This window comes from Ligilactobacillus ubinensis (assembly GCF_024160875.1).
Lineage (GTDB): Bacteria > Bacillota > Bacilli > Lactobacillales > Lactobacillaceae > Ligilactobacillus > Ligilactobacillus ubinensis.
On sequence record NZ_JAIULA010000001.1, the window covers coordinates 36851 to 57695 of the forward strand.

Annotated in this window: 19 protein-coding genes and 1 other annotated feature; of the genes, 11 read left to right on the forward strand and 8 right to left on the reverse strand. The window is 32.9% G+C overall.

The genetic code is table 11. The annotated features are described in order from the left end of the window. The first annotated feature begins 404 nt into the window (after positions 1-404). Complete coding sequence (locus tag LB941_RS00195) at positions 405-1289, forward strand: ATP-binding cassette domain-containing protein (protein WP_253358398.1); 885 nt, start codon at positions 405-407, stop codon at positions 1287-1289. After that, positions 1286-2785 carry an ABC transporter permease gene (locus tag LB941_RS00200; RefSeq protein WP_253358399.1) on the forward strand — a complete coding sequence of 500 codons (1500 nt, stop codon included), beginning with the start codon at positions 1286-1288 and terminating at the stop codon, positions 2783-2785. The genes LB941_RS00195 and LB941_RS00200 overlap by 4 nt, the downstream gene beginning before the upstream one ends. A 240-nt stretch (positions 2786-3025) precedes the next feature. Here LB941_RS00200 and nhaC read toward each other — a convergent pair whose 3' ends face one another. The 6 genes from nhaC to LB941_RS00230 all read right to left on the reverse strand — a co-directional run bounded on the left by nhaC (position 3026) and on the right by LB941_RS00230 (position 9584). Further along, the gene (gene nhaC, locus LB941_RS00205; RefSeq protein WP_253358402.1) at positions 3026-4432 is read right to left on the reverse strand and encodes a Na+/H+ antiporter NhaC; all 1407 of its coding nucleotides are present in this window, start codon (positions 4430-4432) and stop codon (positions 3026-3028) included. Positions 4433-4568: 136 nt separating this feature from the next. Beyond that, positions 4569-4804: a binding site (T-box leader), on the reverse strand. A 105-nt stretch (positions 4805-4909) separates the two neighbouring features. After that, complete coding sequence (locus LB941_RS00210; RefSeq protein WP_253358403.1) at positions 4910-6265, reverse strand: dihydrolipoyl dehydrogenase family protein; 1356 nt, start codon at positions 6263-6265, stop codon at positions 4910-4912. A 24-nt stretch (positions 6266-6289) separates the two neighbouring features. After that, on the reverse strand, positions 6290-6739 hold the full coding sequence (locus LB941_RS00215) for a MarR family winged helix-turn-helix transcriptional regulator (protein ID WP_253358405.1): 450 nt from the start codon (positions 6737-6739) through the stop codon (positions 6290-6292). Between the two features lie 158 nt (positions 6740-6897). Beyond that, on the reverse strand, positions 6898-8853 hold the full coding sequence (locus tag LB941_RS00220; RefSeq protein ID WP_253358406.1) for a copper-translocating P-type ATPase: 1956 nt from the start codon (positions 8851-8853) through the stop codon (positions 6898-6900). Between the two features lie 57 nt (positions 8854-8910). Then, entirely contained in the window at positions 8911-9180 is a 270-nt protein-coding gene (locus LB941_RS00225) for a cupredoxin domain-containing protein (RefSeq protein WP_253358408.1), read from the reverse strand. A 32-nt stretch (positions 9181-9212) separates the two neighbouring features. Then, positions 9213-9584, reverse strand: a complete 372-nt coding sequence (locus tag LB941_RS00230; RefSeq protein ID WP_253358410.1) for a cupredoxin domain-containing protein — start codon at positions 9582-9584, stop codon at positions 9213-9215. A 933-nt stretch (positions 9585-10517) separates the two neighbouring features. Between LB941_RS00230 and LB941_RS00235 the strand changes: the two genes are divergently transcribed. The 7 genes from LB941_RS00235 (at position 10518) to LB941_RS00265 (ending at position 16734) form a co-directional block, all read left to right on the forward strand. Further along, positions 10518-11258 (forward strand): amino acid ABC transporter ATP-binding protein, encoded by a 741-nt coding sequence (locus LB941_RS00235; protein WP_253358747.1) that lies wholly within the window; start codon positions 10518-10520, stop codon positions 11256-11258. A gap of 13 nt (positions 11259-11271) precedes the next feature. Further along, positions 11272-11943 carry an amino acid ABC transporter permease gene (locus tag LB941_RS00240; protein WP_253358412.1) on the forward strand — a complete coding sequence of 224 codons (672 nt, stop codon included), beginning with the start codon at positions 11272-11274 and terminating at the stop codon, positions 11941-11943. A 27-nt stretch (positions 11944-11970) separates the two neighbouring features. After that, on the forward strand, positions 11971-12660 hold the full coding sequence (locus LB941_RS00245) for an amino acid ABC transporter permease (protein WP_253358749.1): 690 nt from the start codon (positions 11971-11973) through the stop codon (positions 12658-12660). 21 nt (positions 12661-12681) lie between these two features. Further along, positions 12682-13542 carry a transporter substrate-binding domain-containing protein gene (locus LB941_RS00250; RefSeq protein ID WP_253358421.1) on the forward strand — a complete coding sequence of 287 codons (861 nt, stop codon included), beginning with the start codon at positions 12682-12684 and terminating at the stop codon, positions 13540-13542. A gap of 12 nt (positions 13543-13554) precedes the next feature. Continuing rightward, entirely contained in the window at positions 13555-14076 is a 522-nt protein-coding gene (locus LB941_RS00255; protein WP_253358423.1) for an L-2-amino-thiazoline-4-carboxylic acid hydrolase, read from the forward strand. Between the two features lie 414 nt (positions 14077-14490). Then, positions 14491-15864, forward strand: a complete 1374-nt coding sequence (locus tag LB941_RS00260; protein WP_253358425.1) for an amino acid permease — start codon at positions 14491-14493, stop codon at positions 15862-15864. Positions 15865-16071: 207 nt separating this feature from the next. Continuing rightward, positions 16072-16734, forward strand: coding sequence for a class A sortase (locus tag LB941_RS00265; protein ID WP_253358427.1), 663 nt, complete (start codon positions 16072-16074; stop codon positions 16732-16734). 1117 nt (positions 16735-17851) lie between these two features. On the opposite strand, the gene LB941_RS00270 is transcribed toward LB941_RS00265, so the two are convergent. Beyond that, entirely contained in the window at positions 17852-18460 is a 609-nt protein-coding gene (locus LB941_RS00270) for a hypothetical protein (RefSeq protein ID WP_253358429.1), read from the reverse strand. Positions 18461-19090: 630 nt separating this feature from the next. Here LB941_RS00270 and LB941_RS00275 point away from each other — a divergent pair. After that, a complete protein-coding gene (locus tag LB941_RS00275; protein ID WP_253358431.1) occupies positions 19091-19681 on the forward strand; it encodes a dTDP-4-dehydrorhamnose 3,5-epimerase family protein in 591 nt (196 codons plus the stop codon). A gap of 227 nt (positions 19682-19908) precedes the next feature. Further along, entirely contained in the window at positions 19909-20175 is a 267-nt protein-coding gene (locus tag LB941_RS00280) for a hypothetical protein (RefSeq protein WP_253358439.1), read from the forward strand. Here LB941_RS00280 and LB941_RS00285 read toward each other — a convergent pair. After that, a complete protein-coding gene (locus LB941_RS00285) occupies positions 20172-20321 on the reverse strand; it encodes a hypothetical protein (protein ID WP_253358441.1) in 150 nt (49 codons plus the stop codon). The genes LB941_RS00280 and LB941_RS00285 overlap by 4 nt on opposite strands. Positions 20322-20845 lie beyond the last annotated feature (524 nt).

Genomic DNA, 20845 nt, shown 5'->3' on the forward strand with positions numbered 1-20845 from the left:
CAAAAAAGTTAGATATTTGAATAAATTTTAGCATGTTAAGGTCTGTTTGCGGTATTCAACCGGAGATCGGCTTTTTTTACTATGTTTAGGTGAACTTTAAATTTAATTGAATATGGTAATTTTGAAATGAAATAGCTTAACAAATTGGAGCAATGTAAAGATAATATGCATTGTATAGTGTTGTATAGAAGATTCTATTTGCTAACTCAGGGTTAATCGTTGTATTTTTACTGGGAGTAATTTAATAAGAAAGCGCTTATTTATTTTTGTGATATGCTTATTAAGATAATTTAAATCATTTTTTTAAACGGTATTATAATATAAGGGGAGTAGGGTAGTCTACAAAGTATTTATAAGTAACTTAAATAAAAATAAGACATTAGGTGAAAGGTAGTTAATAAAAAATGGATTTACTAATACGCAACTTGAGTATGGAATATGGAAAAACGGCTATTTTTTCAAATTTGAATGCGGACTTACAATCTGGAAATTTGATTGGGTTGCTTGGACCAAATGGAGCTGGTAAAACAACTTTAATAAGAATTTTAACAACTCTTTTAAAACCAACGCATGGAAAAGTTATGGTTGATGGTAAAGATATTATTTCCAAGCCGCAAGTAATGCGAAGTATCTTAGGCTATTTGCCACAACAAGTTCCTTATTTTCCCAACTTAACAGCAAGAGAATATTTAAATTATATTGCTGATATGAAAGGCATGAATATAAAAGAAACAAAGCATCAGGTTGAAACATTGCTAGAAAAATTACATTTGGCCAATACAGGAAGTAAATACGTAAAGAATTTTTCTGGGGGAATGCGCCAACGTGTGGGAATCGCTGCTATGTTATTAAATGATCCTAAAATCATCATTGCAGATGAGCCTTCAACAGGATTGGATCCTGAGGAAAGAGCAATTTTAAGAAATATTTTAAGTGAATTAGCAAGGGATCACTTAGTTTTGCTGTCTACACATATTGTTTCCGATGTAGAGGCTATCGCAAGTCAAGTGCTGTTAATTAAAGAGGGTAATTTTTTATATCAGGGAACTCCTGAAAACTTAGTAGAAAAAAGTACAGGTTATGTTTGGGAATACTCAATAGATAAAAATGCAAAGTCCTTTGAGGTACCTAATCAGTTTGAAAAGCCGACGATTTCTTTAACTCAAAAATCAGATGGTGTTCAGATTAGGGAAATAAGTGATAAACCGCAACAATTAAATGCCAAACAAGTTTCTCCTACTTTAGAAGAGGCATATTTAGGGGTTATAAAGGGAGTGATAACTTTATGAAAGGCAGTTTTCAAGCCACTTTGCGAGAACGAATGCGACATACGTCTTTTTTAGCTTTGTGCATTGGGTTAATTTTTTCAATTACATTTATGATTCCGCATGGATCTGGTGTTATGCGTGCAATAATTATCAATCCTGATACATATGAACAAGCAAACAATGCTAGCTGGTCAGCAATTAGTATTAGTTTTATAATGGGGTTTTTTCTTCCACTAATTGGTGCAGCCTTTTTGCGAAATAGTATTCAATTGGATAGAGATAATGGAACAATGGATTTATTTATAACAACTAAATTCTCACGTTTAAAGTATATACTTGGAAAATTTTTTAGTAATGTTTGTATTATGTTAATTTTTTTGGTATTGATTTTTATTTTCTCGGCAGTAGAAACTCTGCTTAAATATCATTTGGTAGGCTTTAATTTAATCCAATTCACCTTACCATTTCTTATTTTGTTACCAGGTTTAGTCTTTGTTTCTGCAATAACCCTATTTACAGAGGTTCTTCCGGGATTACGTGGCCGCATAGGGACTATTGTTTTAGTAATATTTTTAACGGTTTTGTACGCTTCAGAAACAAGCTATCAAACATCCACTAGTTATTTACAACGATTGTTTAATATTTCAGGAAGCAATTATTTAATTACTAATATAAAACAATCTATTGCACAAACCTCCAACCAGGGCTTAACTTTGTTAAAAATAATCGGGAGCACTTCAACTAACTATACAGGGAAAAAACAGCTTGTATTTTTACCTTTGCAGTTAACCACTGGAGATTTATTGAATATGCTTACTCTTATTCTATTAAGTTTCATGTTCGTTTTTTTAGCTAGCCTATTTTTAGAACATAGTCCAATTAAGAAAACCAGAATAAATTTAGCTAGAAGAAACACGGCCCTATTTGCTAGTGAAAAGCTATCAGTAATTTATACACCACTAAAGTTATTAATTAGAAGTGTTCCTAGTTATTGGATTTTGTTGATAATAGGGCTTTGGTTATGGAATTTTAGTGCTAGCGATTACAATTTTATTCATTTGACATTTCCTTTACTGTTCTTAGCAGCACTGCCTTTGTTTGCTGAATTAGGAACAGCGGAAGTAAAAGAAAATGTTTATCAGTGGCTAGGTTCTGTTTCTAAGGCTCAAAAGAAACATTCTTTTAAGGAAAGCATTACAGGTATTTTATTATCTCTTTTCTTAATAGTTCCTTCTATAAATAAGGTATCTGTTAGCGTACTAATTGCATTAATTTTTTGGGCAATTCAATTACCGTTGTTTGCGCAAATAATCGGACGCTTTGCAAACAGTAAACAACTTTTTCAGGTAATATTGATTGTTTTTTTCTATCTTTATTTAAATGGCGCACCATTACTTCCATTTAATGAAAGTAACGTAGCTATGTTAGGTATAATTTATTTGGTAATTGCTATAGTATGTCTAATAGCACTACGGTTTAATTTGCAGAATATAAATAACGCTCTAAATAAGCAATAATGTTCTGAATAACGTTAAAAAAGTTCTCTCAATAGAGCGACCTCCAAAGGTTAGATTTCTGGTCTAACTTTTTGGAGGTCGCTTTGTAATTATTTTATTGAGGGAGACTTTTTATCTAAGTGTTCAGATTAAGTATAGCGAATAGTTGTTACCAGTTTTTTCAACTAGAGTGGACCATCAGGAAGTCTATATTTTAAGCATGTTTAGCAAAACATAGCTAGACTAAAGATAGCAGATTTTCTATTTTCCCGTAACGCCGCTTTTTCGTGGAGTAATTTTCTTAATTCCAATGCCAGTAAAACCACTGAGTAAAGAGAATACAGGAGATAATAAGCTAAAGAAAACAAATGGTAAGTAGCTAAATGTGGCTACTCCAAATGTTCCAGCAACAAAACTTCCGGCAACTCCCCATGGAATTAAATAGTTAATGACAGTCCCGCTGTCTTCTAGAACACGCCCTAAGACGACAGGAGCTAAACCAGCTTTTTCGTAGACCTTTTTAAATGCATTACCTGGTAAAATTACTGATAGAAATTGTTCACCAATAAAGATATTAACACCAATGCCAGATAACATAGTCGCTAAAATAAGTGAGGGCGTCTTAGTCAATTTTTTAGCTGCTCGGTTCATAACGGTTGAAATTAGCTGCGTTTTTATTAATAAACCACCTAAGGATAAAGTTAAAATTATTAATGCTACAGTGGGCATCATGCTTTCAATTCCACCACGGGACAAAAGTAAATCAATCTGCTTATTTCCCGTATGTGCTGTGACACCAGACTCGACTATTTGCCCAATGTAACTAATCTTAGTATTGGGGTTCTGTAAAAAAATCATCAAGATTGCTAACCCAATATTTAACATGATAGTTATTATAGCGGGAAGATGCCTCCAAGCACATACAAACATTAGTAGTAGCGGGATAATTGATAAAAATGAAATATGGAAGTTTGCTTGCAGGATATTGGTGACTTTTGAAATTGAAGATAAACTTGAATTTTTATTGGTCATTCCCAAAAAAGCAAATAAGATAACTGAGACAACAAAGGCGGGGACAGTTGACCACATCAGATTTTTAATGTGATCAAATAAATCAGCATCAACAACGGCAGCTGTTAAATTGGTTGATTCAGAAAGAGGCGAGGTTTTATCACCAAAAACAGAACCTGAAACAATTGCACCAACTAATAATGCAGGATTTAAGCCTAACGTTGAGCCGATTCCAAATAACGCTACCCCAACGGTCGACATAACCGTAAAGGCACTCCCGACAGCGCTCCCGACTATCGCACAAACTATAAAAGCTGAGGGAACGAACCATTTAACGCTAATAATTTTAAAACCCCATACCATAAGCGTGGGGATGATGCCTGCTTGAATCCATGTTGCAATCAACACACCGACAAGAATAAAAATGAAGATAGGAATAATGCCAGGGCTAAGGCCTTCAATAATACCTTCATGGATTTGGTTAAAGGGAACTTTTTTTATAATTGCATAAACAATAGTAATCCCAATTGCAAATAAAATGGCTGTATCTGCAGTTAATTTGGCCCAAATAATGCTTACTGCAATACTGCTGATAATTATTAGTAATACTAAACTAGCCTCACGTAGACTAGGTTGGTTGCTTTGTTCTTTTTTCATACATACACTTCCTCTAAGATTTTTTTAAAATAATAATAATTTGGATTAAATAGAAAACCAATCTGTTTTCCAATAACCAAGTTTGTACAATCAAATTTATTGGAAAATAAAAAACCCCCTTGGGGACTGTAGTCCTCAAGAGGGCGATATAAACCGCGGTTCCACCTCTAGTTCACAGCGGTTTTTCAGCCGTTGTCTTAACAAGTTTAAAACTCATAACATTAACGGGTTGTCACATCCGAATGAGCCTAATAAAGTTAACATCTACTCGTTTAGCACATCTGCTCCTAGTCGTAATTCAGTTCACGTTCATTTTCTCAGCAGCCAAATGATTTCTGTAAGGAACCTACTTAAACTATTCTAAGCATTTAAATATACGATTATTCATTAATATCAGCATAGCTTAATCAATTTTAGTTGTCAACTTGACGAACTAGCATAGTAAGCAACTGAATTTAAAATTAGTTATCTTTCGAATTATTTTTTCAAATACGGACTTAGCATACTTAATAAACCAATAGTTTGACTTGGAAATGCAAAGATAGCTTTATTCAATTTGCTTAAAGTTAGTTTCTGACTAATAATCATCGTTAAAAAGTTAATTAGTTCAGGGGCTTCATCGCCATATACACTGGCACCCACAAGATAGTTTTCTTGATCAAAAACAAGAGTAGCTTCAGCATCGGGTTCATTTTTTGTTTGAAATTTCAAGCGAGCACCAAATGGAATTGTAGCTAGGTGATATTTTTCTGGAGTTGCTGTTGCTTCTTGAGAAGTAATTCCAACTTGAGCAATACGAGGTAATGTAAAGACAACACTCGCAATTGCGGGATATTGAATTGCAGCAGTAGTTTGATTTGATAGTAATGCAGCTAGATAATTGGATTCAAAAGTAGCGGTTGGAGTTAGCTTGGGGATTTTTTTAGCGATAACATCGCCACTGGCATAGATATGAGCAACATTTGTTTGCAGATGATCATCGACAAGGATACCAGTTCTATCAAAGTTAACGCCTACTTTCTCTAGGTTTAGTTCTGCAATATTAGGGATACGGCCAGTTGCATCAACAATATAGTTTGTTTCAACGGCTAGTCCAGAAGCTGTTGTAACTAAAAAGCCAGAGTTAGTTTGAGAAACTGCTTTAACAGCTTCATTAAAGTGGATATCAATTCCTAGAACTTTCATTTTAGCTAGGGCTTTATCGACATACTTCTTTTCAAAGCCACGTAAAGCAGAATCTGCAAATTCAATGACGCTAACTTTAGTACCAGCAGCCTGAACTAACATCGCAAATTCTAGTGATACAATACCAGCTCCGATGAAAGTCATGTGTTCTGGTAATTCAGGTAAATCTAAAAATTCGCGGCTATCATGCAAGAATTCTTTTCCAGAAATTGGTAGACGGTTTGGCTTTTGACCAGTTCCAATAATTATATCAGTAGCGGTAATCTGTTTTTCATCAACAATGACAGTATGCTGATCAACAAATGAAGCAACACCTTTAACTACATCAACTCCGGCAGCTGCAAATTGTTGTTCTAACAGCTGATGAATAGGGTCAATGGTTTCGTGCTTGTAAGCCATTAATTCGGGCCAATTGATTTTTAGGTTGCCTGCTAATCCCTTTTTTTGGTAAGCGGCTGCTTGATGAATGACATCAGCAGCACCATCTAATAATATTTTGGCATTGCAGCCGTAATTAGTACATGTACCAGCAATTAAATCTTTTTCAATTAAGACCACTTTTTTGCCAGCTTGTGTAAGTGCAACAGCAGCATGCCAGTTTGCATGCCCACTTCCGATAAACATTACATCATAATCATAATTTGTCATAGTAATTCTCCTTTAAAAATAAGTTTAATTTAATTCATTAATAACAGTTAGCAAGCGTTGGTTAAGTTCATGTGATTGCTGGAGAATTGCTTCAAATTCAGCTGTTGAATTACCAATTAGCTTTTTTTGAAGTTTCTCAATTTTTTGTTGAAGATGTGCAAACTTTTCATTAGCAGATGGTGTCATTGCTAGAATAAAGCGTCTTTTATCCAGTTTAGATTGTTGTTTTAGCAACCACTTTTTTTGTAATAGCTTTTTAACAACAGGAGTTAGAGTGTTGTTTTCAAGATCCAAATTTTTACAAATGTCAGCAAGAGAACAATCAGCTTTTTGATGCACATTCAATAAAACCATGTACTGTAAATAAGTAAGTTCATCATCATGAAGAACAAAAGCGTAAAGTTGATGAAAATAGCGATTAGTTGTGTAAACAGATAGACATAATTCATCATAAAAATCTGCGGATGCGACCATGAAAGCACCTCCTTTTTTGTTATAGGTCGTATGCGATGTATTTTAAAGCAGAGAATTTAAAATGTCAATAGATCAGCTTATTAAAAGAAGGTTAATAAAAAAACTCACAAATAAATCTGAAATCCGACTTATTTGCGAGAGGTAGCGATATATTAAATTTAAGCAGTAGCAACTTTTTTATTTGATGCAGTATTTGTGGGAAGTTTAGTTGAGTTAAGCAAAAGAGAACTTAATACAACGGTGATAGAACTTAAGGCCATTGCAAGCCCTGCAATTTCAGGGCTTAAAGTTAATCCTAGTGTAGTAAATAAACCTGCGGCGATAGGAATTCCAATCACGTTGTAGATGAACGCCCAAAAAAGATTAAGCAAAATCCGGTCGTATGTCTTTTTAGCAAGAACCAAAGAAGTTACTACGTCCATCAAATCATTTTTAACAAGAACAATCCCACCAGATTCGATGGCAATATCAGTTCCTGATCCCATAGCAATTCCAACATTAGCGGTTGTAAGTGCAGGAGCATCGTTAATACCATCACCAACAAAAGCAACTGGATTTCTTTTTTGCAGTTTTTTAATGGTAGCAGCTTTATCGCCAGGTAAGACTTCGGCAATTACTTCATCAATTCCGACATCTTTAGCAATGGCTTGAGCAACTAGTTTATTATCACCGGTAAGCATGACGGTTTGCATACCAATTTTTTTAAGGGCTGAGATAGCTTGTTTTGAACTTGGTTTAGGAGCGTCTTGGATGCCAATTAAAGCGATAATCTGTTTAGCGTAACCAACTAAAATGACAGTTTTTGCTTCATTTTGCAGTTTGACAATTTTTTCATGTAAAGAATTGTCAGTTTTGAAATCGTTAGCTAGCTTTTCATTGCCTATGAAAGCTTCTTGACCATCAATCATTGCTTGAACACCTTTACCAGAAATAGCGGCAAAATTGCTAACCTCTGCGGCAGTAATATTCTTTTCTTTAGCGGCATTTAAAATGGCCTGCGCTAGTGGATGTTCAGATGAACTTTCAAGTCCAGCTGCAATGCGGAGAATTTCGTTTTCTGTGGCTTGTAAACTAATAATATCGGTTATTTGAGGCTTGCCAACGGTGATAGTGCCTGTTTTATCAAAAACAACCGTTTTAATAGAGTGTGTAGCTTCTAAAATCTCACCATTTTTAATTAAGATACCAAGTTTAGCGGCACGACCAGTACCGACCATTAGTGCAGTAGGTGTTGCTATTCCTAATGCACAAGGACATGCGATAATCATGACCGAAACAGAGAAAACAAGAGCAGTAACGGCGCTTGTACCAATGAAAACATACCAAACAGCAAAAGTAACAATTGCAGTAATTAGCACAACCGGGACAAAAATATTAGAAATAGTGTCAACTGTTTTTTGAATAGGTGCTCTAGATGCTTGTGCTTCACGAACCATTTCGGCAATGTGAGCTAGTAATGTGTCATTACCAATATTAGTAGCGGTAAAGGTAAAAGTACCTGTTGTGTTGACTGTGGCACCAATTACTGAATCACCGACTGTTTTTTTGACAGGCATGGATTCACCAGTCACCATGGATTCATCAAGGGTTGAAGTGCCATCTTTAATTACGCCATCAACCGCAACTTTTTCACCAGGTTTCACTCGAATAATGTCACCAACGGTAATTTTTTCAAGTGGAAGCATGATAAAAGTTCCGTCGCGCAAAACTTCAGCATTTTTAGCCTGTAAATCCATTAATTTTTCAACAGCACCTGAAGCTTGTGTTTTCATGCGTTCTTCAAAAACAGAGCCTAATAGAATTAACGTGATAACAACGGCTACTGATTCAAAATAGGTTCCTTTAGGGGCAGTAAACATTGCATAAATACTATAAAAATAAGCAATTGTTGTTCCTAATCCAACTAACGTGTCCATGTTAGCTTGATGGTTTTTAAAAGATGCGATTGCTGTTTGTAAAAAAGGTAAACCAGCTAACCAGTAAACTAAAGAGCCAAAGAAAAAGAGAAGCCAAGCACCACCTGGTAAACTTATTCCAGCCATAGAGAGTATCATATTAAGGAGAAGTGGAACAGAACCAATCACTCCAATGATAAAGCGTTTTGTTACAGACATAAAAGTACACGTCCCTTCGTGTAGATTAGCTAAAACATCGAAAAATAGGATAACTGGCTATTTAACAACGTATTTTCCATGGATCATATTCATGCCGCAACTCCACTCTACTTTGCCTTTTTCTTCAGGAGTAAACTCGAAGGTTACGGGTTCGTTTATTGGTAAGTCACGGCGTTCGTTGTTAAAAATAACCTGTTGTGTACACCCTACTTCGCTAACACGTGTGAAAGTAACTTTGGCTGGGACACCAGCCTTAAGTTTAAAGTTATTTGGTTTATATCCTCCATCGACTGTAATTGAAACGTCATTTGATATTTTATTAAACATATGCAATTCCTACTTTCTTTTTTGAGTATAATTTATTTTATAATTAATTTGCCATGAAACATATTCATACCACAAGCATAGTTAAATTCACCAGTTTTACTTGTATCAATGGTAAAGGTAACATCTTTATTTTGTGGTAGTTCCTGATTAATTCCAAAATCAGGAAAAACAACTTTTTCTAGACAGGTAGACGGATCTTTGCGGTTAAATGTAATTGTTGTTGGAATTCCCGCTTTTAAAGTTAGCACTGTTGGATTATAGCCTCCATTAACAATGATGTTGGCATGTTGTTTATTATCAACAATAGTTGCTGTACCAGCATTTTCTGCATGCTTTCCAAAAAACCACCAGATGATAAAAGCAATAAGAAGAATCGCAACAATAAGAACGATAATTTTAATCATGATAAGCTCCTCCTCTTTTATTTAATTATTTTTTAACTACGTTTACAATTGTAATTCTAGTTCTTGAAAGAATATTTGTCAATTAAGTTAAGTCATAGAAGAGTAAGTTGTTTTTGGTGTAGAGTTTTTATAAGGGCTTTCTATCAGCTTTTTATTACGACTGTTGAGTAAAATGAAATAATTGTATGCTCTAAAAAATATAGTTATGAACAATGTTTTTGAATAATTTAGAAAAAAATATTGACAATCATCATTCTCTAGATTAGAATACTGTTAAACTTTTAAATAAATGATAACAAACTTATGAGAAGAAGAGTAATTACAATAATCAATTTTAGAGAGTCTGAGACAGCTGAAAACAGATATTGAGAGTTGTAATGAAGATGAGCTTCAAAAAAGAAATATTTGGTGAAAGCTAAATATTCGGTAGGAACCGATAACTTCCCGAGTATGATTGTACTGTTGAGACATTAATGTTTTTAGTTGATGTAAAAAAAGGGTGGTACCGCGATTATTTCGCCCCTTGCTTAGTCATTTTTTGATGAGCAAGGGGCTTTTTTGTGCTTATAAATAAATTTATTGAGTAAAGTAGCAAAAAGTTTTACAATTTAATATTTCAAAATTAAAAAGAAGAGTAACTGTTAATTTCATTTACAGAGAGGCTAAACTGGTGAAATAGCTAATGGAATTACGAGTGAAGATGGTCTTTTAGAAATAAGTTACTGTGAGCTATTTTAAGTAAGCAGTAGACAGGGGTTGCCTGTTATAGCAATTAAGCCTTGAGTTAAAAACTTAGATCAAGGCTTATAGAGGGTTATTAAAGTGATTTAATAACTAAATTCGAGTGGTACGCGATAATTCGCCTCGTAGTCAATATAACTGACTATGAGGCATTTTTATATATAAATAAGTGAAAGCGGAGGATGAGTAGTGATACTTCAAATTAAGGATTTAAAGAAAAGTTTTAATGGAAATGAGGTCTTAAAGGGAATTAATTTTAAAATTGATAAAGGTGAAGTTGTGGTTATTATAGGACCTTCTGGTTCGGGTAAAACAACTTTGTTAAGAAACATTAATTTTTTAGAAAGTGCTGATTCAGGAATTATGAAATTTCAAGATGAAGAAATAAATTTAGTTAATCCAACAAAAAAAGAGAAACTATTAGTACGCAGGCAAACCGCGATGGTTTTTCAAAATTATAACTTGTTTAAAAATAAAACAGCACTAGAAAATATTACGGAGGGACTTATTTTTGGACAAGGTATTAAGAAAGAACAAGCAGTTAATCTAGCAGAAATGGCATTAGATAAGGTGGGACTATTAGATAAAAAAGATTTTTATCCTTCTCAATTATCTGGAGGACAACAGCAAAGGATAGGAATAGCACGGGCAACTGTTTTGAATCCTGCATTGGTATTATTTGATGAACCAACATCAGCGCTGGATCCTGAACTGGTAGGAACAGTTTTACAGGATATGAAACGATTAGCTGATGAAGGGCAAACAATGATCGTAGTTACACATCAGATGTCTTTTGCCAAAAATGTTGCAACTCGTGTAATTTTTTTTGATAAAGGGGAAATTATTGAAGAAGGAAAACCTAGTGAAATCTTTGAGCATCCTCAAAATATAAGAACTAAAGAATTTTTATCCGTTATTGCAGAGGATTATTAGAGGAGTGAAAAAAGTGAAAGAATTAAAAATTATCGAAACTTTATTGAAAGGATTGCCAAATACATTAATTCTGATTGTTGGATCATTTGTTTTTGCCACATTAGTTGGTGTATTGATAGCATGGCTATATTTGAGAAAGCACAAGGGTTTTCAAGCAATTGCTAAAATCTATCTAGGAATTAGTAGAGGAACACCACCTTTATTAATGTTGTTAGTTGCCTATTATGGATTACCAAAATTATTAGAAGTGGTTGGAATAAATATTAATGATTGGTCAAAGATGTTTTTTGCGATTGCAGGGCTTTCAATTGGTTGGGGAGCATATTTAGCAGAAGCCTTTAGATCTGCATATTTAGCGGTTGATAAAGGTCAACATGAAGCTGGTTTAGCAATCGGATTAAGTAATCGGCATATCTTTTTGCACATAATGATGCCGCAAACGATGTTGATAGCATTACCTAATATTGAAAATCTTTTAATTGGATTGATAAAGGCAACATCTTTAGTATATGTGATTGGTATTACAGATATGTATAACGTAGCTACTGATTTATCGAATATAAACCAAGGTGTATATCAATTGAGTATTTTTGTCACATTGGCATTAATTTATTGGTTTATAGTGCTAATCGTAGAATTTATCTTTAGGTTATTTCGAAATCATTTTAAGTATGTGACGGTCTAGAAAAGGAGGTGAGAAATTTTGTTTGATATGAAGTTTGCTGTTTCAGCTTTTCCACAAATATTGACTGCCTTAAAGGTAACTGTCTATTTATCGGTTATAGCAGTATTAATAGGGACTATTCTAGCTGTATTGATTGTAATTATCAGAGAGAAAAAAATTATTGTTTTAAATCAAATTGCTGCTTTTTTAGTTTCATTTATAAGAGGAACACCAGTCATTGTTCAAATGTATGTTGTTTATTATGGACTTCCTCAGTTACTATTGATTCTTAAATCTAATGGATTCGATGTGAATCCAAATGGTCTTTCAGCGCTAGCAATTGCAATAACAGCTTATGCATTAAATGCAATGGCAAACTTATCTGAGAGTATCAAATCTGCTTATCATTCAGTGGATTATAGGCAATATGAAGCTGCTGTATCTGTAGGTATGACTCCGTTTCGAGCAATGATTCGGATAGTTATCCCGCAGTTAATAGCAAATTTAATTCCTAATTATGCCAATTTTTTTATAGATTTAACTAAGGATACATCTTTAGTATACAATATCGGCATTATTGAAATAATGGCTAAAGCAAATATTATATCATCGATAGGATTTAAATATTTAGAAACATATCTAGATGCATTAATCATATACGTTGTCATTTGTTGGGTTTTTGCTAGAATATTTAGATTTAGTGAAGTAATAGTTAGAAAAAAAGTATTTCAAAATTAATAATCAAAAGGGAGTTTTTTTATGTATAAAAAACTAGTTAAAGCAATCGTTTTATCAACAACTATAGCTATTGGAACTATTTCTGCCTTTAGCTTTCATGATGACATTGTGCAAGCAGCTAAGGTTACAACAATTAATGTTGCTGCACCAAGCAATACACGACCATATAATTATGCTAAAGGATCAGGAATTGGTGGTTATTATGGTGAGTTGCTCAAAAAGATTGATAAGGATCTTTCGCAATACAAATTTAAATATTCTACTACTTCGCAAAACTCGGTTTTTGTTGGATTACAATCGGGGAAATATGATTTAGCAGCTTCAAATTGGTGGTATTCAAAGGAGAGGTTTAAAAATTATCTACATACAAGAGCTACAGGATTGGATGATTTACGATTAATATCTAAAAAAGGTACAAAAAAGGCAAATTCTTTGAGAGAAGTTGCTGATCGAAACTTGAAGCTATCTCCTATTTCAACAGATGATGCGCGATATAGTATAGTTCAAACATACAACGAAAATAATCCTAAGCATAAGGTATCTTTGCAAGGGATTGGGGATCAATCTGCTGGAGATGCAGTTAAGCAAATTATCGAAGGAAAATATAACGTGTTGATTTATCCGTATGCTATTTATAAAGAAATTGCAAATACATCTGAAGGTAAAAAAATTCAGGTTTCAAAATCAATTGGCTTAGAGGCTAGTTATTTTCTTTTGAATAAGAGTAGCAAAAATAAGAAGTTGGTTACGGCACTTAATAAGGAACTAAAGAAGCTTTATAAAAATGGATATTTAGAAAAACTAACTAAAAAGTATCTATATGAAGATACCTTCAAATTATCTAATGCAGATAAAGTATTTAATGCTGATCCATCAAAATAAAGAGGTGATTGTATGATTGGTGACGGTAAAACGGGTGAAATAGATGAAATTAAAAAAACTAATAAGCCAACATTGAATGATGAAGTTACAAATGCATTAAGAGATATAACAGAAAAAAGAGCTAGCACATTAACATATATGCTTGATAAAGCTAGCGAAGATGATGTATTCGCAAAAGCCGCAGTACGCCAGTATGGGATAGATAATGGTAAAGATTTAAGAGAAAGTTTACAAAATCCTGATGATTTGCAAGAATTTGCAGAAAAGTTTACAGGTGGTTTAGAGTCTAATGTATATGAAATGGAAACAATTAAAGCGACAGAAAACGAATTTGAACTTCATTTCCATTATTGTCCTTATGTAAATAGATGGCTTAGAATGAAGAAAAGCTCTGAGGAGATGTCACGATTATGTGATATTTGTATGGAAGGGGATAAAGCAGTTACAGAGAATTTTTCAAACTTGCAATTTGAATTGGGCGAAACAATAGCTAAAGGTGGTAACTATTGTAAAATTAGATATGTCAAAAACTAACGAGTGGAAAAACATATGTATGTAACCTTGATTTAAAGGGTATTTTTTCCATAAATTAGTGCTTCTTAGAAAATAAAGATAAGTATTTTGCTGTTTATTATTGTTTTTTAATCAAAATTCGGTTAGAATTAAGCCAGCAATATATGAAGGACACGTGCTATTGATTATTTTTCGAAGCGAGGTCAGAGTTTGGTGTAAGCTGGCTGAAAAAGTTTTTAGTATACTACCTTCTTGTGTGTTTTGATTAGCAATTTTAAATTGTGAAATGAACGCCGGTGAAGCCGTTATCGAGTGAAGAGTGTTTTGTCTATTCAGGACAAATAAACTTGGGTGGTACCACGCTTAAGGGCGTCCCTAGATTAGTCTAGGGGCGCCTTTTTATATTGTCAGTAAGGGAAAAGGGAGCTATTTTGTATGACAGAGAAACAAGAGTTAAATCGTGACTTATCTTCGCGGCAAATGCAGATGATTGCACTTGGTGGAACTATTGGTGTTGGATTATTTATGGGATCCGCAGCTACAATTAAATGGACTGGTCCTTCTGTATTATTAGCATATGCATTAGCTGGGTTAGTATTATATATTGTAATGCGAGCTCTAGGAGAAATGCTTTATCTTGATCCTTCGACGGGCTCTTTCGCTAAATATGCAACGGAGTATATTCATCCGTTAGCGGGTTATTTAACAGCATGGAGCAATGTTTTTCAATATTTAGTTGTTGGCATTAGTGAAGTTATTGCAGTTGGGCAATATTTAAATTATTGGTGGCCTAATTTACCTGGCTGGATTTCGGGAACTGTTGTAGTGGTAACATTATGTATTGCAAATCTAATTTCAGTTAAGGCTTATGGTGAATTGGAATTCTGGTTTGCATTGATAAAAGTGTTAACAATCATCTTTATGCTAATATTAGGAGCAATGGTTATTTTACTTGGATTAGGAAACAATTGGCATCCACTTGGTTTTTCAAATTTGTGGTCGCATGGCGGCTTTTTCACAGGTGGTTTTAAGGGCTTTATTTTTGCTCTTTCAATTGTTATTGCTTCTTATCAAGGCATTGAGGTTATTGGAATAACTGCCGGAGAAGCAAAAAATCCCCAAGTAACAGTGGTAAAATCAATTAAGTCGATTGTTGCTCGGATTTTACTTTTTTATATTGGTTCAATTTTTATTATTGTAACAATTTATCCTTGGAATCAATTAGCAAAAGTGGGCTCACCTTTTGTTGAAACTTTTTCTCGAGTGGGGATTACTGCAGCCGCAGCTATTATTAATTTTGTTCTTGTCACAGCGGCAATGTCTGGATGTAATTCAGGTATTTTCAGCTCCAGTAGAATGTTATACACATTAGGGTTAAAAGGAGAAATCAGCAGAAAATTTACAAGGCTTTCACGTCAAGGGGTGCCGCTGTTGCCAGTTTTAACAATTTCAATTGGAATTCTTATTGGAATGATTTTAAATGAAGTTTTACCACATTTGATAAAAGGCAGCTCGAATGTTTTTGTGTTAGTTTATAGTTCCAGTGTTTTACCAGGAATGGTTCCATGGTTTGTAATCCTATTTAGTCAGTTGAAGTTTCGAAAAATTAATAAAGATAAGCTAGGTAATCATCCATTTAAGTTACCTTTATATCCAATTAGTAGTTATTTTGCAATTATTGCATTAGTGATAACATTGATTTTTATGTTTTTTAATCCAGAAACAAGAGTATCAGTTTTTGTAGGTGTTATCTTCTTAGCTATTATGTCATTAATTTTCTTCATCACGCGACCAGATAAAAATAAATAACTAATGTATTATAGGATTTAAAGACTCATACTATAAAAATTATCCGGCATTGTAAAATGTTATAGGATAATTTTTTAGTTTATAGGATTGTAGAAAAAAGCAAAAATCAAGTACCAATAAAGTTTTTAGAAGGTTAAACTATACACTGTGTCAACTTTATACTAGAATTATCCTAAGTGTAGATAAAATACAATACGAGGTAATGAAATGAAAAAAAAGTTAGTCGGGGTACTACTATTTTTGATGATGGTAGTAGGGCTTTGTTTAATATTTAATCAGCAAATTAGTGATTTTTTGGTTAAGCAAATGACTACCACCGAAATGCATAAAAAAATAACGTCAAAGACTAAAAAAGGAACATTTGATTTTTCAAAGTTAAAAGAAGCAACGATGAAAAGTGTTTTAAAGGCTAGATTTATTGACAGTAAGAATGGCGTAATTGGAAAGATTGCTGTACCAGCAGTTAATTTAAAGTTGCCAATTTATTACGGAATAAGTAATGATAACTTGCTTCGTGGTGCAGGAACTATGAAAAAGGATCAAAAGATGGGCAAAGGAAACTATACATTGGCTGGTCATCATATGAATAATCCTAATATTTTATTTTCACCACTAGCTAAGGCAAAAGTCGGCGAAAAAGTATATTTAACAAACGGAAAAAAAGTATATGTATATAAATTAAATGTTAAACGTAGGATTACTAAATATCAGGTAGAAGTTATTAATGATGTACCAAATAAAAAAATGATTACTTTAATCACATGTGATCCTGTAAAAGGGGTAGCACATACTCCGTATAGGATTTTACTACAAGGAAACTTAGTAAAGGTTGAAACAGCAACGACTAAAAATACAAAAGTCTTTGAATAAATAAAGGTTTATTTTGTCCACTGAATATTTGATGTCAAAATGGATACCAATAATATCCACAAATAGTAAAGATAGGCTACTTTAAAGTATTTTGAGAAATTAAAGATAGTTGTTATGAATTGCAACAACATAAAACTCAAGTTAGCAGTAAAAATAGCTTAGACCCATATCAAACAAATCAGGGAAACATTTAGAAATTCAAAAGCATATAAAATAGTAAATGCTTTTCTTTGAATTAGAGGAGAAATTGTGTAGTCAAATTTCTGAATTAACAAAAAATCATCATTTTTTATTTGATAACTACTGTTTACAAAGCGTTTTTCCAAACTAAAAAAATCCTTGTGTTTTATTAAATAAAAGATATATATAGTCAAACAAAGCATACAACCAAAAAAGAAAATGAGTAACACATCCATTAATAGACCGTGAACAGGAAATGTTAAAAGCAACATGATTGCTGGAACCATGTTCACAATAATTATTGGCAATAGTAGTTTCATTGGATTATACAATTTTTTTGCTGACTTATATAATTTTAATGAAACTGTTGTAGATTCCTTTGTAGCAGAAATATTATTATTCGTTTTGTATGTATTTAAAAAATGATAGTACAAATAATGGAAATGATTAGTAACAATAGGTCTAATTGATTAATGTTCAATAAAAACATCTCCTATTTTATTTATTCAGTATACCAAATAAAATATGTCTATTTAGGACTAGCTATAATAAATAGAACTGTATAAAACTCTGTTGTATGCTATTTTTCATGCAATACAAAGTAACATGGGCAATTCCCTAACATTCTGGCAAGCTATCTCTTTGTGAGACCAGCTATGCCAGTTTTTTTGCCTAATAACTTATAAGCCTCTTTGTAAATCCTAAGATCATAGTGGTGCCCATGTCTTGATTTTATCTCTAACATTAAATAAATCAGCAAATTGAATTAACTGGTTAATGCTTTTTTGCTTGAGCTGCTCATAGGTAGGTATTACTTGCGGAATAGTTTTTGCTGGAAAAGCAATTTCAAAAGCTATTGAGGAAAAGGTTTACAGTAATTATGCTGTTTTTCAAAAACGTTTAAAGCAATGATTCAAGCTTAAATTGATAAGTAAAGCTAAGTTAGTGTTGTTATCATACAAATAACAACACAAAAAACTACAATGTTTATGGATTCAATATAATATAACAAGACCAACGTCTTTTTTTCAAGCTGCGATGCGAGTAAATTATCAAATTGTTGCATGGTTAGAGCGATAGTGTCATCTAACATAGGAAGACCTGAATTCTTGAAAGCATGTTCTAGACTAAATAGATATTGCTGTTTTTTTAAGTAATATATATATAGCGCTATAAGAAGTATGTAGATGAAATAACCAATCGGAATTACCTCTACTGGAAAAGTTTTGGTATCAATATCAAAAAAAGTGAACAATGGTAATGTAAAAAATAAAATGGCAGATATAGCTCCTAAAATTCGTGTTATTATTACAGGAATAGGGGTAGGATATACTATTTTGAGCATTGTCTTCATTTGCCGCTTATTTAGTAAAGGTTTTTCTTCACTATCCTGAGGCACATATTCGTCTAAGAAAGTGATAAATAATTTTCCGTTTTTTTTTATTTTTTTTAGTACACCTCGATACTGAACAGAAAGTCTGCCGGCATTAGTAAGAGCAGCCAATGAGATAACAAGTAACGCTATAGCTAGATAAAGATTGTTCAAAAAACCAGCTCCAATAATATTTTTTTCCAAGTATACCAAATAAAAATGATTATATAAACAATTGCAATTCTTTCTGGCAATCTGTCTCTTTATGAGATAAGTGTTGCCATTTTTTTAATGACTCACAAGCTTCCTTATAATATAGTTCTTCTAATATCAATTTTAGCCATTTTTCAATGTACTTTTGAATTACTTATATGCAACTAATAATACAACTTCTAATAGATATCATTATGATGATTATGCAACCATTTATTTACATAATATCATCGTAAAATGTTACGTTCTGTAAATATAGGTTTTCTTATCGTTAATCTGTAGTATTGCAAAGCAAAAAAGAGGTGTATAATTATGAAATTTTACTTTAACGATTAACTAGCTGCGACTGGGCGATTATTGATGCTTACACCATAGTTTTTTGAATAATAAATCGCAATGATAAATTAAGCGCACAATCGTCGTATGATGGATAAAAATATCGTGATTATGGAATATTTATATCACATCACGATAACTTAAACGGAGCCCAAATAACTTTTAGCACATTATAGAAGTGGAATATAAATTTGACATTATTATTAATAAAGTGCAATAGTAAAATTCAAAAAATGAAGTAATGGAAGTGTAAAAATGGAACTACATATTGACCCTATATCTACCACAGCATCTAGAATTGAAGGCCTACAAGTAATTAATGCTAAAATGGTAACTGATGATAGAGGAACTGTCCGAGAGCTCTATCGTCAGAGTAGTTATTCCAATTTTCTACCTAACACCGTTTCTGCGTGGGGACAAGTGAACTTAACGCGAACAAACCGTGGAGCAGTTCGTGGTCTCCATGGTGAGGCAATGTCAAAACTGGTTACGGTTGCTTTTGGATCCGCTTTTGGTGTTTATGTGGATACAAGACCTAACAGTAAAACGAGAGGCGCAGTTGTAACAGTGCATCTCACACCGGGAATTCAGGTTTTTGTTCCTCAAGGAGTGTGCAATGGATTTCAGGCACTCGATGATAATACTGAATATCTGTACTTTTTTGACAACGAGTGGGTTCCAGGAATGCCAGGAATAGCATTATGTCCTTTGGATTCTGAGCTTGATATTGCCTGGCCAATCCATATTGATCCAAATAACCTTGAACAAATATCTGCAAAAGATGCCAGTGCGCCTAACCTAAAAGACATAGTTAATTCTTATTTTCAGAAAAAGTCCAATGACTAACTTATTAGAAATGTAAAATCAGCCATTTTTTTAGGCTTGAATTGTCGGATTAGGTGTAATACTATATCAAAATAAACTTCATATAGTAGCCTTCAATAAAAACATAGGACAGAAAATACTCCATACGCATGACTCTGTATATGGCTCACTATTGATCCAGATTAAATGGAGAACGCAAGGGCTTTCAATGCTGAAGAAGAGATTAGAACATATATGGAGATTCTACTATGAAACTTGAATTTACTAACCAGCAACAGTTTTTGGTTAAAATCAAAAGAATGTCTAAGAAAAGAAACATTACGTCACAGATTATGCTTCAAGGGATTTGTGATATTGGATTACCAGAAGATAGCATCATATTATCAATTGTTAAAAATGGCAACCGTCAAGAAATCGTGTATATACCGAATTTATATTTAAAACTAAAAAAAGAAAATCAATCCGTAAATGAATTGATTTTCTTCAATTATCTTCAGCAATACTTGTTGATTTAGAGCCCTTTATATTTACCTGCTTTTCCCCCTATTTTCTGCACTAATCTAACAATAAATAGAACCAGAGCAAGTCCAATAAAAAGGAAACCAATCCTATAATTTTCTATTCTTAAGAAAATTCCAACTATTAGCATAATAAAAGCCATTTTCCCATATTTCCCCCTTTTTCTGTACAAACTATATTCCTTTTTCTCCATTAAGCTTTCGTGTGTACCTTTTCAATTACTCCATTTTTCATAATATATATTAAAGCTGCATTTTAAATAGTTTATGATCTATGAGTAATTATTATTTTTGTACATTTTTGTTTATTTCTTCTGCAAACTTTATCGCAATTTCGGACTAATTTCAACTCTAAATTCTATATTCTTCATTCGGATGGTAAACTTTTTCAGACTTTAGCTTGGTTCTTGTAAAAAAATGATATCTAAATTTAAATTTTCTCAACTTGTACAAAGTATAGTTCATTATAATGATTAACAATCATTATAATAGTCAGTTATTAGAATAGATTATTTCAATAGTTAACTGCTAGCTATAATACTGACCAAATAGCACAAATATTACGGACGGACTCAATATTTAAATTATTAACTGGTTTGGTACAACTCGCCGCATAGCCTTTTTTGTCTAATAATTATGAAGTACTGTAATTTGGTATCTCACTCTT